We start from the raw sequence: 15794 nt of genomic DNA on the forward strand, positions 1-15794 counted from the left end.
GAGGAATTCAGGTTCTGTGCGGGTAGAACGATCCATGCCTGCAACCCCATCGACGGATTGCACGATGTGCAGATGTTCCGATCACAGGTCCCGAGGAAAGACCAAACCAACGGTGCCAGAACGCCCGCCGCCTATGGCCGGACAACCAGCTCCACGACCTGCAGCTGTTCCGGGTCGCAGGTCCCCGGTCCCGGGTCCCGGCTTTCACGGCCTTCCAGCGCCAGCCGCACCGGCGCAAAGCTGCGGCGATGTTGCGGGCATGGCCCATGGGTGCGCAGCGCGGTCAGATGCACCGGCGTGGCATAGCCCTTGTGCTGGTCGAAGCGGTATTCCGGATGCTGCGCGTGCAGGTCGTGCATCAGCCGATCGCGGGTGACCTTGGCCACGATCGAGGCGGCCATGATGGCGCGATCAAGCGCGTCGCCGCCGATCAAGGCCTCGGCCGGGCAGGGCAGCCCCTTGGGCACGCGGTTGCCGTCGATGCGCGCAAACCCGGCCACATGCGCCACGCCTTCCACCGCCCGCCGCATGCCCAGCATGGTGGCCTGGTAGATGTTGATGCGGTCGATCTCTTCGCTGTCGATCAACACCACCGACCACGCCAGCGCCCGGTCGACGATGCGCGCATACAACTGCTCGCGGCGCTCGGCGCTGAGCTGCTTGGAATCGTCCAGCCCGTTGATGCGCGGCTTGCTCGGGTCGAACACCACCGCCGCCACCGCCACCGGCCCGGCGAGCGGCCCCCGGCCGGCTTCGTCGACGCCGGCATAGAGCCGGGACTCGGGACCCGGGACCGGGGACCCGGGAAACAGCGACAGTTCGGTGCGGGAAGCTTTCATCCAGAGTCGCTCGCCCCGGTCCCCGGTCCCCGGTCCCCGGTCCCGACCAGCCCCGCCACCGCATCGGCCGCGCGCGCAGAAGCATCGCGGCGCAGTTCGGCGTGCAGCGCCAGATAACGCGGTTGCAGGGCGGCCACCTTGTCCGGGTGCTTGAACCAATCCAGCAGCGCCACGCACAGCCGTTCCGGGGTGCAGTCGTCCTGCATCAGCTCCGGTGCGAGGTCGGCGTTGGCCAGGATGTTGGGCAGTGCGTAGCGGTTGACTTTGAGCAGGCCCAGCGTCTTGACGATGCGGTAGGTCAGCGGCGCGACCTTGTAGCCCACCACCATCGGCCGCTTGACCAGCATCGCCTCCAGCGTGGCGGTGCCCGAGGCCAGCAGCACCACGTCGGCCGCCAGCATCGCAGTGCGCGCCTGGCCGTCGAGCAGGTGCGAGCGCATCACCGGCAACGAACTGCGCGACAACTGTTCGGCCAGCAACTGCTTGCAGCCCGGGTTGGCGGCGGGGACCAGCACATGCAGGTTGGGCAGGTGTTCGGAGACCAGCCAGGCGGCCTGGAAGAAGGTGTCGCCCAGCTTGCTGATTTCGCCATGCCGGCTGCCCGGCAGCACCGCCAGCACGGTGCTGGAGGCGGAAATTCCCAATGTGGCGCGGGCCGCCTCGCGGTCGGCCTTGTAGGCGATGTCGTCGGCCATCGGGTGGCCGACGAAACGCGCATCCACGCCGTGCTTGGCGTAGATCGGCGGCTCCATCGGGAACAGGCACAGCACCAGGTCGGCGCTGGCGCCGATCTTCTCGGCACGTTTCTCGCGCCATGCCCACACCGACGGGCTGACGTAGTGCACGGTGCGAATGCCGCGCTGCTTGAGCCAGCGTTCGACCGGCAGATTGAAATCCGGCGCATCGATGCCGATGAACACGTCCGGCTTCCACGCCAGCACGCGCTCGCGGAAGGCGCGGCGCAGCTTGAGCAGGCGCGGCAGATGGCGCAGCACTTCGGTCAGCCCCATCACCGCCAGCTCGCTGGCATCGAACCAGGTCTGGCAACCGGCACCGCGCATCGCATCGCCACCGATACCCACGAATTCCGCATCGGGATACCGCAGCCGCAACTGCGCAATCAGCCCGGCGCCCAGGATGTCGCCGGAGGCTTCGCCGGCGATCAGGGCGATGCGTGGACCGGGACCGGGGACCGGGGACCGGGGACCCGTGACCGCAACCGCATCAGTGCTTTGCTTTTCCCGGGTCCCCGGTCCCGGGTCCCCGGTCCCGATATTCATCGCAGCAACGGCCTTTCTGCCGCTTCGATGAACTCGAGCATGCCGCGGACGTCGTCGCTGTCCTTGGCTTGTTCGGCCAGTTGCAGCTTGGCGTCGGCCAGCGGCAGGCCGGCGACGTACAGCGTGCGGTAGGCGCGCTTGATGGCGGTGATGCGCTCGGCATCGAAGCCGCGGCGCTTGAGGCCTTCGCTGTTGATGCCGCGCGGGCGGCCCAGCGACTCGCTGCCGACCATGGTGAACGGCGGCACGTCGCCGTTGGTCAGCGCGCCCATGCCCAGGAAGGCGTGGGCGCCGATGCGGCAGAACTGATGCGCGCCGGCAAAGCCGCTGATGATCACGTAATCGCCCACGGTGACATGGCCGGCCAGCGTGGTGTTGTTGGAGAACACGCAGTGGTTGCCGACATGGCAGTCGTGCGCCACGTGCGTGTAGGCCAGCATCCAGTTGTCGTTGCCGACCACGGTGATGCCGCCGCCACCGCCGGTGCCGCGATTGATGGTGACGAATTCGCGGATCACGTTGCCGTCGCCGATCGTAAGCTCGGTGCGCTCGCCGGCGTATTTCTTGTCCTGCGGTTCGCCGCCGATCGCCGCATGCCCGATGAAGCGGTTGTTGCGGCCGATCCGGGTCGGGCCGTGGATCGAGCAATGCGGCCCCACCTCGGTGCCCGCCCCGATCTGCACATCGGGGCCGATCAGCGTAAACGCCCCAACGCGCACATCGTCGGCCAGCATGGCCGATGGATCGATGACGGCGGTGGGATGGATCAAAGGTGTCGAATCACGCATCGTGTCTCACTCCGGGAGCGGGTCATTACCTGGCGCCGGCGCACATCACCTCGGCACTGGCCACTACTGCGCCATCCACCTTGGCCTCGCCATGGAAGCATCCCACGTTGCGGATCAGGCGCTTCATCTGCACCTCCATGATCAGCACATCGCCGGGGATCACCTGCTTGTTGAAGCGGGCATTGTCCACCTTGACCATGTAGAACAGCTGGGACAACGCATCGCGGCCCAGGCCGAGCTGGGTCATCACGCCACCGACCTGCGCCAGCGCTTCGATGATCAACACGCCAGGCATCACCGGACGGTTCGGGAAGTGGCCCTGGAAGAACGGCTCGTTGATGCTGACGTTCTTCTGCCCGACGATGCGCTTGGCGTCCAGATCCAGTTCGATGACCCGGTCGACCAGCAGAAACGGGTAGCGGTGCGGGATCAGCGTGTGGATCTGGCTGACGTCGATCGGCAGCTCGTAAACGGGGTGACTCATGCGTTCTCCTTGCCCACAGCCAGGATGCGCCTTGCCAGCGCATCGAGTTGTTTGAAGCGCGCGGCATTCTTGCGCCACGTGCGATTGTCGGTGAGGGGGGTGCCGGACGAATACTCGCCCGGCTCATGGATGGAATTGCGCACCACCGACTTGCCGGTGATGACGACCTTGTCGCAGATCTCCAGGTGGCCGACCACGCCGACATGCCCGCCGAGCAGGCAATAGCGGCCGATCTTGGCGCTGCCGGCGATGCCGGTGCAGCCGGCGATCGCGCTGTGCGCGCCGATCCGGCAGTTGTGCGCGATCTGCACCAGGTTGTCCACGCGCACGTCTTCTTCGAGCACGGTGTCTTCCAGCGCGCCACGGTCGATGCAGGTGTTGGCGCCAATCTCGCAATCGTCGCCGATCACCACACCGCCCAGCTGCGGCACCTTGATCCAGTGGCCGGCATCCATCGCCAGGCCGAAGCCATCGGCGCCGATCACCGCGCCGGGATGAATGCGCACGCGCTTGCCCAGCCGCACGCGGGTGACCAGGGTGACGCGGGCGATCAGCTCGCTGCCATCGTCCACCACGCAGTCTTCGCCGATGATGCTGCCGGTGCCGATAATGCAGCCATCGCCCACGCGGCTGCGCGCACCGATGCTCACAAACGGCCCGACATGCGCGCCAGGCGACACCTGCGCGCTGGGGTCGATCACCGCCAGGGGATGAATGCCGGGCTCGCGCACTGGCGCCACGTCGAACAACGCGGCGATCTTGGCGAATGCGGTGTACGGGTCCTTGGCAACCAGCACGGTGCCGTGCGCCGCCTCGGCATCGTCGGCGCGCACCACCACCACCGCAGCGTGCGTCTCAGCCAATTGCGGCCGATAGCGCGGGTTGGACAGGAAGCTCAGCTGGCCGACTCCAGCGTGCGCCAGCGTCGCTACCCCGGTGACCTCAGTCGCGCCGTCGCCCACGACGGTCAGACCAAATTGTTCGGCAATCGCACTGGCGGTCAGGGGCATCAGGTAAACCTCGCGTAAACAGTAAGTGGCTGTTTTTACGGAAAAAAAACATCGCCAAGAATTTGCTAAACAGTCAGGCGTATCTGTTGCCTGGCCGCAACCGAGCGGCTAATCCAGGAAGAAGCATATGAAAACTCTCCTCTCCATGTTTGCCGGCGTTGTCCTGCTGGGCGCAGTCAGCAGCGCTTCGGCCGATGATCTTTCGCAGCAGCGTGCCGACGCTCAGAACTTCTGGGACCAGCAGGTCCAGTGTGTGAATACATCCGATTGGAGCGGGACGGCGAGCTGCCTGAGCACGCTGTTCCAGAGCTACTTCTGAACCCGTAACGCGTCTGAACCGTAACGCGTCTGGTACCACAGACAAACAATGGCGGCCCGACCAGTCGGGCCGCCATTGTTTTGCGTGCGTCTTAGAACTGGCCGCCGAAGGTGAACTGCAGGCGCTCGATCTCGTCGTTGTCTTCCTTCTTCAGCGGGAACGCGTAGCTGATCGAGATGGGGCCGACCGGGGCGCGCCACAACAGCGCCACACCAGTAGAGGCGCGCAACTCGTTGGCCTTGAAGTTGTCCACGCCGTCGTACACGTTACCGAAGTCGAAAAACGCCGACACGCGCGCCGACGGGCTGTCGAACAGCTTCGGGAAATACATTTCTACCGAGCCGACGGTCTTGAACGAACCACCCAGTGGCTGACCGCGGTTAAATCCAGGAAGTACTTCCGAACGCGGACCCAGAGTGTTGTCTTCAAAGCCTCGCACCGAGTTGGTACCACCGGCGTAGAAGTTCTCGTAGAACGGCAGGCCGGACGCAGTGATTGTGCGCGAGGTGCCATTGGGGCCGGCCACGACGCGTGTGCTGTCGTTGCCGTAGCTGTCGCCGTAGCCCAGCTCGAAGCGCGTATTCAACACCAGCGCCGGGATGATCGGCCAGTAGTTGGAGATCTGGTAGTTGAGCTTGTAGTACTCGACCGTGGAACCGGGCAGGGTGGTTTCCAGGCCGACGCGCTGGTACATGCCGCGGGTCGGCATGAAGAAATCGTTGCGGGTATCGCGTGCCCAGCCCAGCTCGGTGCGCCACGCATGGAAAGTGCGTGTGCCGACTGCATCGATGTAATCGATGATCGCCTGGGGAGTGCCCGGGAACGTGTTGATTTGATTGCTGTCGATGCCGATCATCGCCGAGACGGTGTCGTTCTCGGTGATCGGCACGCCGAACACCACCTGCGCCGAGCCATTCTTGCTGTTGTATTGCGCAGTGTTGAAGTCCGAGTAATCCAGCGAACGCCACGACAGGTTGTAGCCCAGCGACACGCCGTCGTCGGTAAAGAACGGGTTGGTGTAGGAGAAGGCGTAACGCTGCTGGAAGGTGCTGCGCGAGGCTTCCACCGCCACGCGGTTACCGCCGCCCAGGAAGTTGTTCTGCGACAACTGCACCGAGGTGGTCACACCGAAGCTTTGCGAATAACCCAGGCCGAACACGAAGCTGCCGGAGGTGGTTTCCTTGACGTCGTAGATCACGTCCACCTGGTCGTTGCTGCCGGGCACCGCCGGGGTCTCCACGTTCACCGACTCGAAGTAGCCCAGGCGCTGCAGACGGATCTTGGAACGGTCGATTGCCGCCTGCGAATACCAGGTGTTTTCGAACTGGCGCATTTCGCGGCGCAACACTTCGTCGGAGGTGCGGCTGTTGCCCTTGTAGAGGATGCGGCGCACGGTCACGCGCGGGCCGGGCACCACCTGCAGGTTCACCGCAACGGTGCGGTCCTCGCGGTTGGGGGTCGGAATCGGGTTGACCTTGGCGAACGCGTAACCGACGTTGCTCAGCGTGTTGGTGATCGCATCGGAGGTGTACTCCAACAACGCGCGCGAGAAGATATCGCCGGCCTTGGGAATCACCAGACGCTCGATATCGGCCTGCGGCAGCACGGTGTCGCCGGTGACCTTGATGTCGGAAATCTTGTACTGCTCGCCCTCGGTGACGCCGGCGCTGACAAACATGTCGCGCTTGTCGGGGCTGATGGCCACCTGGGTGGAGTCGATGCTGAAGTCCACGTAGCCGCGGTCCAGGTACCAGGAGTTGAGCTTCTCCAGGTCGCCGGACATCTTTTCCTTGGAGTACTGGTCGTCGCGGCGATACCACGAGGCCCAGTTGTGCTCCTTGGATTCCCAGTTCTCCAGGATGTCTTCGTTGGCGAACTTTTCGGTGCCGATCAGGTTGACGTGACGGATCTTGGCCGCCTTGCCTTCCTTGATCGCGATGGCCACATCGACGCGGTTGCGGTCCAGCGGGCTGACGGTCGGGGTGATCTCGACGTTGTACTTGCCGCGGTTGTTGTACTGACGGGTCAGTTCCTGGGTCACGCGGTCCAGGCTCAGGCGGTCGAAGGTGCCGCCTTCGGTCAGGCCGATATCGCCCAGGCCCTTGAGCAGCTCTTCGGACTTGATGTCCTTGTTGCCGGTCACGGTGAGCTTGTTGATCGCCGGACGTTCCTTGACCGTGATCACCAGGATGTTGCCCTGGCGGTCCAGCTGCACGTCTTCGAAGAAGCCGGTGCGGTACAGCGCCCGGATCGAGTCGGCCACCTTGGCATCGTCCACGGTGTCGCCGCGGTTCACCGGCAGATACGTGAACACGGTGCCGGAAGCGATGCGCTGCAGGCCGTCGACGCGGATGTCGCTGGCAACGAACGGCTCTGCGGCCAGGGCAACGGCTGGCAGGCTGAGGCCGGCGGCGAGAGCGAGGGCAAGCAGGCGGCGAGTGGGAAGACGCGTCATGTCACATCCGGTTGGAGTCGATTTCGGGTGTTGCTGGGTGCCGGCGTATGACGACGACAACAGGCGGAAAGAGTGGAGCAATTTCATCGTGGAACCAGGCCGAGGATGTCGTTGTAGAACGCCAGTCCCATCAACCCGGCCAGGACCGCCAGGCCGACATATTGCCCGGCAATCATGGCCCGTTCGCTGATCGGGCTGCCCTTGACCAACTCAATAAGGTAATACAGCAGATGCCCACCGTCCAAGATCGGGATGGGCATCAGGTTGATGATCGCCAGGCTGAGCGACAGCAATCCCAGAAAATACAGGAACCAGTCGAGCCCGCGTTCGGCCGAGGCGTTGGCCGCGCGCGCAATCGTGACCGGGCCGGAAATGTTCTTGACCGAGGCCTGGCCGGTGAGCATGCGCTTCATCATGCCCAGCGAATCGGCGGTCATCTTGCCGGTTTCGCGGATCGCCGCCGGCACCGCAGCAAAGACGCCGTACTGCTGGCGGCTGTCGTATTCCGGCGCCGGTACGGCGGCCGGGCGGACCCCGATCATCCACTGGCCCTGCGGCGATTTGCGCGGTGCGATTTCCAGCGCCAGGCGGTCTTCGCCGCGCGCCACTTCGATCATGCCCGGCCCGCCGTGCGCGCCCAGCGCCTGCACCTGCGGAATGATGTCTTCGGCCGAGCGGATCGGCTGGCCATCGATGGCCACGATGCGATCGCCCGGCTTGAGCAGGCCGTCGGCCACCGACCCTGGCACTACCTCGGCAATCACCGGCGGCTGCAACATGAACTGCCAGCCGATGCCGGCCAGCGATGCCACCCGGCGCTCGTCGAAACCGACCGGCAACTGCGAAAGACGCAAGGTGTGCTCGTTGTTGCCGCCACCCTCGGCGGCGGTGCGGACCTGGATGTCGCGCTTGTCCATCGCCGCGGTGGTGAGCTGCATGCTGGCATCGCTCCAGCTGCTCACGCTGCGTCCGTCGATGCGCACGATGCGCTCGCCCGCTGTCAGCCCGGCTTCGGCGGCCAGGCCATCGGCGCGGCCGACGGTGGCCGAATAATCCTGCTTGCCGACCACGAACATGGCCCACAGCATCGCCATGCACAGCAGCAGGTTGGCGATGGGGCCGGCAGCAACAATCGCGATGCGCTGCCACACCGTCTTGCGATTGAACGCCTGATCCAGTTCGGCCGGGTGCACGTCGCCTTCGCGCTCGTCGAGCATCTTGACGTAGCCACCCAGCGGAATCGCGGCCACCACGAACTCGGTGCCGTGGCGGTCGCGGCGCATCCACAGCGGCTTGCCGAAGCCCACCGAAAACCGCAGCACCTTGACGCCACAGCGGCGCGCGACCCAGAAGTGCCCGAATTCGTGGAATGTCACCAATAGACCCAGGCTGACGATCATCCACCAGACCGAACCGATGAAATCACCCATGGATGCAACTCGGCTGCGTGGATCGATCAGGCATGAAGGGCGTGGTTGGCGAGGGCGCGTTCGGTGATTTGCCGGGCTTGCGCATCGGCAAAAAGCAGGATGTCGAGGGAGTCGGCATTGTGCCGTGGGAGCGTTGTCAACGTGTGTTCGACCAACGCAGGGATCGCTAGGAAACCTATCTGGCCCTGAAGAAACGCTGAAACAGCCACTTCGTTAGCTGCGTTCAGGATCGCAGGCGCGGTTCCGCCGGCGCGCAGAGCCTCCCAGGCCAGGCGCAGGCACGGGAATGCGGCTGTATCGGGCGCTTCGAAATCCAGCCGCCCCTGTTGCAGCAGATCCAGTCCTGCCACACCCGATTCCATCCGCTCCGGCCACGCCAGACCGACCGCCAAGGTGGTGCGCATGTCCGGCAGGCCGAGCTGGGCCAGGGTGGAGCCGTCGACGAATTCCACCAGCGAATGCACCAGGCTTTGCGGGTGCACCAGCACATCGATCTGCTCGCCGGTCAGGCCAAACAGATGATGCGCCTCGATGACTTCCAGGCCCTTGTTCATCAGGGTGGCCGAATCCACCGAGATCTTCGGGCCCATCGACCATTTGGGATGCGCAACCGCCTGCGCGGGCGTCACTGCCGCCAGCGCGGTGCGATGCCAGCCCCGGAACGGGCCGCCGGACGCGGTCAGGACCACCCGGCGCACGCCGCGGCTGGCATCGCACGAGCGCAGGCACTGGAAGATGGCGCTGTGTTCGCTGTCGATCGGAATGATCTCCGCGCCTGCCGCGGCCGCGGTGCGGGTCAGTAGCTCGCCGGCCAGCACCAGCGATTCCTTGTTGGCCAGCAGCAGGCGCTTGCCGGCGCGGGCGGCCGCCAGGGTCGAAGGCAGGCCGGCGGCGCCCACGATGGCAGCTACCACGGTGTCGCAGGCATCGCTGCCGGCCAGCGCATCCAGCGCCGCTGTACCGGCGTGCGCCTGGGTGGCGAGGCCGGCGGCACGCAAGCCGTCACGCAGGGCCGGGTACAGCGCCTCGTCGGCAATCACCGCATGCGCAGGTCGATGCGTGGCGCACAGCGCCAGCAGGGCGTCGACCTGGCGTCCCGCGGACAGCACGCTGACGCGCAGCCGCTGCGGATGGCGGGCGATCACGTCCAGTGCCGACGTACCGATCGAGCCGGTCGCGCCGAAGACGGCGACCTGGCGGGGAGAAGAGCCAGCCATGCTTAGAATCCGAGAATTTCCTTGCCGAGTGCGAACACCGGCAGGGCGGCGAGCACGCCATCGATGCGATCCAGCACGCCGCCGTGGCCGGGAATCACCGTGCCCGAGTCCTTGGCGCCGGCGTGGCGCTTGAGCAGGCTTTCGAACAGGTCGCCGAGCACCGACGCCAGCACCGCCACTGCCGCGACCAGAACCAGTTGCGGCACATGCGCCAGGGTCAGCCCGGCCAGCCAGCCGAACGCGCAGGCCACCGCGATACCGGCAACCATCCCGCCGAGCAGGCCTTCGATGGTCTTGTTGGGGCTGATGCGCGGCGCCAGCTTGTGCTTGCCGAACGCACGTCCGGCGAAATACGCCCCCGAGTCGGCCGCCCAAACCATGGTCAGGGCGGTCAGCAGCCACAGGTTGCCCTTGTCCGGGTTGGCGTGCAGCAGCACCAGCGCCGCCCAGGCCGGAAGCACCGCCAGGGTGCCGGCCGCCAGCTTGAGCGCGCGCGCCTGGCCGTTGCCGTGATCGGCTCCGAAGGTGAAAAAGCGTAGCCACAGCAGCGCCAGGACCCACCAGACCACTCCCACCAGGGCGGCGATCTGGAACAGCACCATGGAGCCGGCCGAGGCCCACACCATCAGCACCATCAGCAGCAGATTGAGCATCAGCAGCACGGTGCGCGGCAGGCTGTCGTCGATGCCGGAGAGCTTGAGCCACTCCCACAGACCGGTCAGGAACAGGATCGCTGCCAGCGCCGCCAGCCATTGGGTGGGCAGCAGCACGATCGCGCAGATGGCGAGCGGCGCCATGATCAGCGCGGCAATCACGCGGGTCTTGGTCATGCGGAGGAGATCTCCGTCGCCTTGTCGGCGATCTGGGCACTGGTCAGGCCAAAGCGGCGTTCGCGCCCGGCATAGTCGTCCAGCGCCTGCTGCAGCACGCCGGCATCGAACTCCGGCCACAGGGTTTCGGTGAACCACAGCTCGGTGTAGGCCAGCTGCCAGAGCAGGAAATTGCTGATGCGGGTATCGCCGCCGGTGCGGATGAATAGATCCGGCGCCGGCAGGTCGGACAGTGCGACGCGGCTGGACAGCAGGGCCTCGTCGATCTGATGCGGTTGCAGGCGCCCGGCAGCCACCTCTTCGGCCAGCGCACGCGCGGCCAGCGCGATGTCCTGGCGGCCGCCGTAACTGGCTGCGATGCTGAGCACCAGTCGCGCGTTGCCGGCGGTGGTGCGCTCGGCAGCGGCCATGCGCTCGCGCAGCGGCGCAGCGAAGCGACTGCGTTCGCCGATGAAACGCACCTGCACGCCGCGCCGTTGCAGTTCTTCGACCTCGCGGTCCAGCGCATGCAGGAACAGCTTCATCAGCGCATCGACTTCCTCCTGCGGACGGCCCCAGTTTTCACTGGAGAACGCGAACAGGGTGAGTGCCGACACGCCTTTTTCCAGGCAGAAATCGATGGTGCGGTTGACCGCCCGCGCACCGGCGCGATGGCCGATCATGCGCGGACGTCGCCGACGCTGCGCCCAACGCCCGTTGCCATCCATGATGATGGCAATGTGGCGCGGTACCGCGTCGGTAGAAGGGACTGGATGCATGGCAGGGGATGCCACGATCAGACCGTCATCAATTCCTGTTCCTTGCCCTTGACGACCTCATCCACATCCTTGATGGCCTTGTCGGTCAACTTCTGGATGTCGTCTTCGGCGCCACGGGCCTCGTCTTCGGTGACCTTCTTGTCTTTCAGCAGATCCTTGACCTGCTGATTGGCATCGCGACGGATGTTGCGGATGGCGACCTTGCTGTCTTCGCCTTCGCCATGCACGGACTTGCTGAGCTCCTTGCGGCGCTCCTCGGTCAGCGGCGGCAGGTTCAGACGGATCACGGTGCCCACCACGGTCGGGGTCAGGCCCAGATCCGAGGCGTACAGGGCTTTTTCCACGTCCTTGATCATGCCCTTGTCGAACAGGCTGATCACCAGCGAGCGGCCTTCGGACACGCTGATGCTGGCAACCTGATTGAGGGGGGTGTCGGTGCCGTAGGCCTTGACCTTGATGCCGTCCAGCAGCGCCGGCGACGCGCGGCCGGTACGCACGGTGGTCAGGGAATGGCGCAGAGCATCGATGCTCTTGGTCATGCGCGCCTGCGCGTCTTGTTTGATCTGGTTGAGCATCGCCGGAATCCGTGTGGAGCTGAATCCGGGGATTATAGCCGGGACTGGGGTTTCACGACTCGCTGGCCTGCATGGGCCGGCGCAGCCGGTTCACCTGCCTGGCGCGTTCACGCCAGGCGATGCGGTGGATCGGGCACGAGCGGAGTGCCCGATCCACGCTGTGACGAATCACAAATCCCGATTCCCTAATCCCAAAAACTCAGCTACGGCCCTGCACCAAGGTGCCGATCTGCTCGCCGCGCAGGATGCGCAGCAACACGCCGGGTTCGCTCATGCCGAAGATGCGTAGCGGCAGGTCGCTGTCGCGCGCCAGCGCGAAGGCGGCGGTATCCATCACTTCCAGGCCCTGCATGATGACTTCGTCGTAGGTCAGGCTGTCGTAGCGCACCGCATCGGTGTGCTTCTTCGGGTCCTTGTCGTACACGCCGTCGACCTTGGTTGCCTTGAGCAGCAGGTCGGCACCGATTTCGATCGCGCGCAGCGCAGCGCCCGAATCGGTGGTGAAGAACGGGTTGCCGGTGCCGGCGGCGAAAATCGCGATACGGCCCTTTTCCAGATGGCGCATGGCGCGGCGACGGATGAAATCCTCGCAGACGTCGTTGATCTTGATCGCGCTCATCACGCGCACCTTGGCGCCGAGCTTTTCCAGCGCGTCCTGCATGGCCAGCGCGTTGATCACGGTGGCGAGCATGCCCATGTGGTCGCCGGTGACGCGGTCCATGCCGCTGGCAGCCAGACCGGCGCCGCGGAAAATGTTGCCGCCGCCGATCACCAACGCGACCTGTGCGCCGGCCTGCTGCGCTTCGATCACTTCATGGGCAAGGCGGTTGATCACCTTGGGGTCGATGCCGTAATCCCCGTCTCCCATCAGCGCCTCCCCGGAAAGTTTGAGAAGAATGCGGCGATAGGAAAGTTCAGACATGGGGGAGACCTCGGGGGTGGGGGACGGCAAACGCCGGCAATTCTAGCGGAAGCCTGCCACCGGGCGTGGTAAAAATTCCTTTGTCGTCATCGAGGTGACGTGCCGCTCAGTGCGCCCGCGGGTTCGGTGGCGTCGGGACATCGGTCGCATCGTAGGCGGTGACGCGGTTGCGGCCGCGATGCTTGGAGCGGTACAGCGTGCTGTCTGCGGCCTGCAACAGGTGTTCGATGCTTTCGAACTGGCGCTCGATGCCGCCATGCGTGGCCAGGCCCGCAGAGAAGGTGATGTGCAGCGGGCCGCCCTGCAGCTGCGCCATCGGCGTGCGCGCGGTCTCGGCAAGGATGCGCTCGATCACCATCAACGCCGCATCGGCGGGCGTGTTGGGCAGGATCACCAGAAATTCTTCGCCCCCATAGCGCGCCACCAGGTCGCTGGTGCGCACCATGCGTTGCAGCGTTTGCGCAAAATTACGCAACACCTCGTCGCCGACCAGGTGGCCGTGCGCATCGTTGACGCGCTTGAAATCGTCCAGATCGATGAAGGCGATCGACAGCGGCCAGGCCTGCCGCGATGCCAGTTCGAACTCATGCGCCAGCGCGGTGCCGAGCTGATGCCGGTTGAACACGCCGGTCAGCGCATCGCGGCTGGCCTGCTCGGCCAGATGACGCATGCGGTTTTCCGATTCGTCGGCATGTCGGCGCGCTTCGGCCACGTCCTGCAATTCGCGCAAGGTACGCAGCGTCGCCAGCTCGCGCGCCTGCTCGAAGATCAGCTGGATGTGCTCGGGTTGCGGCACGCGGATGTCGAATAACGCTTCGAGCTCGGGCAACGATTCGGCGATGCGTTCGATCACTTTTTCGAAGCGTTCGGCATCCAGTTCCAGTACGTCCTGCGCCTGGCGCTGCGCATGCTCGGTGGCGGTGGCCGCGCTGGCGGAGAGCCAGATGTCGGCCAGGCGCCCGGACAGCGCCACGCAGGCCATGAACGGCTCCAGGCCTTCCGGTTCTTCTTCGCTTTGCGCGATCGCGTTCTGCAGGTAATGCGGCAGCTGCCACTGATGCGCAAGCCAGGCGCCGATCTCGGCGTGGGTGGCGCCCAGGTGTTCGCGTTCGGCATCCAGCAGCGATGCGTTGTCGGGCGCCTGTTCCAGCAGCGGCGCATACAGCTCGGCCGCGCCTTGCAGCAGCGCCAGCTTGCCGATGTCCTGCAGCAGGCCGGCCAGCATCAATTCTTCGGGTTTGCGGATGCCGTAGGCCTGGCCCAGGATGCGACTGGCCAGCGCGCATAGCCCGGCGCGACGCCAGATGCGCTCGTGCAACGGATGGGCGACGAACGTGCTGCGCACGCCGTGCACCATCGAAAACCCCAGCGCCAGGCTCAGGGTGGCGTTGAGGCCGAGCATGGTCAGCGCTTGGCCCAGGTTGTCGACACGGCGACGACTGGCGTACAGCGGCGAATTGGCCACGCGCAGCATGCGCGCGCTCAGGGCCATGTCCATGCCGATGACCTTCGCGGTGGTGGTCATGTCCACATCCGGGTCCTGCGCCAGCTCGATGATGCGCAGCGCGACGCCGGGCGGCGAGGGCAGGTTACGGCAGTAGTGCAGGGCGGCCTGAAGATCTGGTTGCATGAGTCATCGCCAACAGTGAACGCAAGCATACAGCTGCGTTCGGTGAGTTTGAGCACGCCACGGCTCGCAGTCGCTGCGCTGGAGCGCATGCGTGAGGGGTGCTGAGAGTCTGGTTGGCATCTAGACTTAGCGGCACGGCCGACGACATCTATAGCGTCGAGGTCGGTTGCAGGCACCACGGATGTGTGTGCTTCAGTCTCGCGCGCTTCGATGCAGTGGGGATTGGCAGGCAAAAAAAAGCCGCGGCATGGCCGCGGCTTTTTTTCACGCTGTGGCGAAGATCAGGCCAGACCGGCCTGCTTCATCACTTCGGCGGCGTAGTCTTCCACCACCTTCTCGATGCCTTCGCCAACGGCCAGGCGCTGGAAGCCGATCACGTCGGCACCAGCGGCCTTGACGGCCTGCTCGACGGTCTGATCGGTGTTCAGCACATACGGCTGACCGTACAGGGTGACTTCGTTGACGATCTTGCTGATCTTGCCGCTGATGATCTTTTCCAGGATCTCGGCCGGCTTGGACTTGTCCTTTTCGGACATCTTGGCCAGTTCGATTTCCTTTTCCTTGGCGACAAACTCGGCCGGCACGTCGGATGCCTTGACGTGTGGCGGGTTCATGGCAGCGATGTGCATCGCGATACCGCGCGCCAGCTCGATGTCGCCGCCCTTCAGCTCGACCAGCACGCCGATACGGCCGCCGTGCACATAGGCTGCGACGTTGTTGGCGCTGTCGATACGGACCAGGCGACGCACCTGCAGGTTCTCGCCAACCTTGGCGATGACCGCAGCGCGACGCTCTTCGATGGTCTCGCCGCTGTCGAGCTTGACGCTCTTCAGCGCATCGGCATCGGCGACGTCGGAGGTCAGTGCGGCGTTGGCGACGACCTCGGTGAAGGCCAGGAAGTTCTCGTCCTTGGCGACGAAGTCGGTCTCGGAATTGACTTCGACCAGCACGGCCTTGCCGCCGGCCTGTGCGGTGGCGATGCGGCCTTCGGCGGCAACGCGGTCAGCCTTCTTGTCGGCCTTGGCCAGACCCGACTTGCGCAGCCATTCGGCAGCGGCGTCGATGTCGCCAGCGTTTTCGACGAGTGCCTTCTTGCACTCCATCATGCCGGCGCCGGTGCGCTCGCGCAGTTCCTTGACCAGGGAAGCAGTGATTTCCATGGAATTACCTCGTATGGACGAATGCGTACGGCGGAAATGTTCCGCCAGTGAGGAGACGGTGCAGTGTGCGGGCCGTCTCCGTAAGAATCTTTGGTGG

The 15794-nt window shown here is 65.2% G+C and carries 15 protein-coding genes; 1 reads left to right on the top strand and 14 read right to left on the bottom strand.

The annotated features are described in order from the left end of the window. Positions 1-131: 131 nt before the first annotated feature. The 5 genes from rnhB to lpxD are packed head-to-tail and all read right to left on the bottom strand — an operon-like array spanning position 132 to position 4401. Positions 132-839, bottom strand: coding sequence for a ribonuclease HII (rnhB, locus tag ACCQ06_RS08600; protein ID WP_372365489.1), 708 nt, complete (start codon positions 837-839; stop codon positions 132-134). Beyond that, the gene (gene lpxB, locus ACCQ06_RS08605) at positions 836-2119 is read right to left on the bottom strand and encodes a lipid-A-disaccharide synthase (RefSeq protein ID WP_228322638.1); all 1284 of its coding nucleotides are present in this window, start codon (positions 2117-2119) and stop codon (positions 836-838) included. Before lpxB ends, rnhB begins: the two co-directional genes overlap by 4 nt. Next, the gene (gene lpxA / locus ACCQ06_RS08610) at positions 2116-2907 is read right to left on the bottom strand and encodes an acyl-ACP--UDP-N-acetylglucosamine O-acyltransferase (protein WP_316691715.1); all 792 of its coding nucleotides are present in this window, start codon (positions 2905-2907) and stop codon (positions 2116-2118) included. The genes lpxB and lpxA overlap by 4 nt, the downstream gene beginning before the upstream one ends. 25 nt (positions 2908-2932) lie before the next feature. Then, positions 2933-3391 carry a 3-hydroxyacyl-ACP dehydratase FabZ gene (gene fabZ / locus ACCQ06_RS08615; protein WP_316691717.1) on the bottom strand — a complete coding sequence of 153 codons (459 nt, stop codon included), beginning with the start codon at positions 3389-3391 and terminating at the stop codon, positions 2933-2935. Further along, the gene (lpxD, locus tag ACCQ06_RS08620; protein WP_316691719.1) at positions 3388-4401 is read right to left on the bottom strand and encodes a UDP-3-O-(3-hydroxymyristoyl)glucosamine N-acyltransferase; all 1014 of its coding nucleotides are present in this window, start codon (positions 4399-4401) and stop codon (positions 3388-3390) included. Before lpxD ends, fabZ begins: the two co-directional genes overlap by 4 nt. A gap of 127 nt (positions 4402-4528) precedes the next feature. Here lpxD and ACCQ06_RS08625 point away from each other — a divergent pair, with 127 nt between their 5' ends. Next, a complete protein-coding gene (locus tag ACCQ06_RS08625; protein ID WP_316691720.1) occupies positions 4529-4720 on the top strand; it encodes a hypothetical protein in 192 nt (63 codons plus the stop codon). Positions 4721-4811: 91 nt separating this feature from the next. Here ACCQ06_RS08625 and bamA read toward each other — a convergent pair whose 3' ends face one another. The 9 genes from bamA to tsf form a co-directional block, all read right to left on the bottom strand. Further along, positions 4812-7175: an outer membrane protein assembly factor BamA gene (gene bamA / locus ACCQ06_RS08630; RefSeq protein ID WP_316691722.1), complete on the bottom strand. Its 2364-nt coding sequence runs from the start codon at positions 7173-7175 to the stop codon at positions 4812-4814. 83 nt (positions 7176-7258) lie between these two features. Further along, positions 7259-8605 (bottom strand): RIP metalloprotease RseP, encoded by a 1347-nt coding sequence (gene rseP, locus ACCQ06_RS08635; RefSeq protein WP_316691724.1) that lies wholly within the window; start codon positions 8603-8605, stop codon positions 7259-7261. Between the two features lie 26 nt (positions 8606-8631). Further along, entirely contained in the window at positions 8632-9822 is a 1191-nt protein-coding gene (locus tag ACCQ06_RS08640) for a 1-deoxy-D-xylulose-5-phosphate reductoisomerase (protein ID WP_316691725.1), read from the bottom strand. 2 nt (positions 9823-9824) lie between these two features. Next, positions 9825-10652, bottom strand: a complete 828-nt coding sequence (locus ACCQ06_RS08645) for a phosphatidate cytidylyltransferase (RefSeq protein WP_039423350.1) — start codon at positions 10650-10652, stop codon at positions 9825-9827. Beyond that, complete coding sequence (gene uppS / locus ACCQ06_RS08650) at positions 10649-11410, bottom strand: polyprenyl diphosphate synthase (RefSeq protein ID WP_228322634.1); 762 nt, start codon at positions 11408-11410, stop codon at positions 10649-10651. The genes ACCQ06_RS08645 and uppS overlap by 4 nt, the downstream gene beginning before the upstream one ends. 17 nt (positions 11411-11427) lie before the next feature. Further along, positions 11428-11985, bottom strand: a complete 558-nt coding sequence (frr, locus tag ACCQ06_RS08655; RefSeq protein ID WP_104613987.1) for a ribosome recycling factor — start codon at positions 11983-11985, stop codon at positions 11428-11430. Positions 11986-12184: 199 nt separating this feature from the next. After that, positions 12185-12907, bottom strand: a complete 723-nt coding sequence (gene pyrH / locus ACCQ06_RS08660; protein WP_046963035.1) for a UMP kinase — start codon at positions 12905-12907, stop codon at positions 12185-12187. Positions 12908-13013: 106 nt separating this feature from the next. After that, a complete protein-coding gene (locus tag ACCQ06_RS08665; protein WP_228322633.1) occupies positions 13014-14537 on the bottom strand; it encodes a sensor domain-containing diguanylate cyclase in 1524 nt (507 codons plus the stop codon). Between the two features lie 281 nt (positions 14538-14818). After that, complete coding sequence (gene tsf, locus ACCQ06_RS08670) at positions 14819-15697, bottom strand: translation elongation factor Ts (protein WP_104613985.1); 879 nt, start codon at positions 15695-15697, stop codon at positions 14819-14821. Positions 15698-15794 lie beyond the last annotated feature (97 nt).

Source organism: Xanthomonas sp. NCPPB 4467 (genome assembly GCF_041475665.2).
GTDB lineage: Bacteria > Pseudomonadota > Gammaproteobacteria > Xanthomonadales > Xanthomonadaceae > Xanthomonas > Xanthomonas dyei.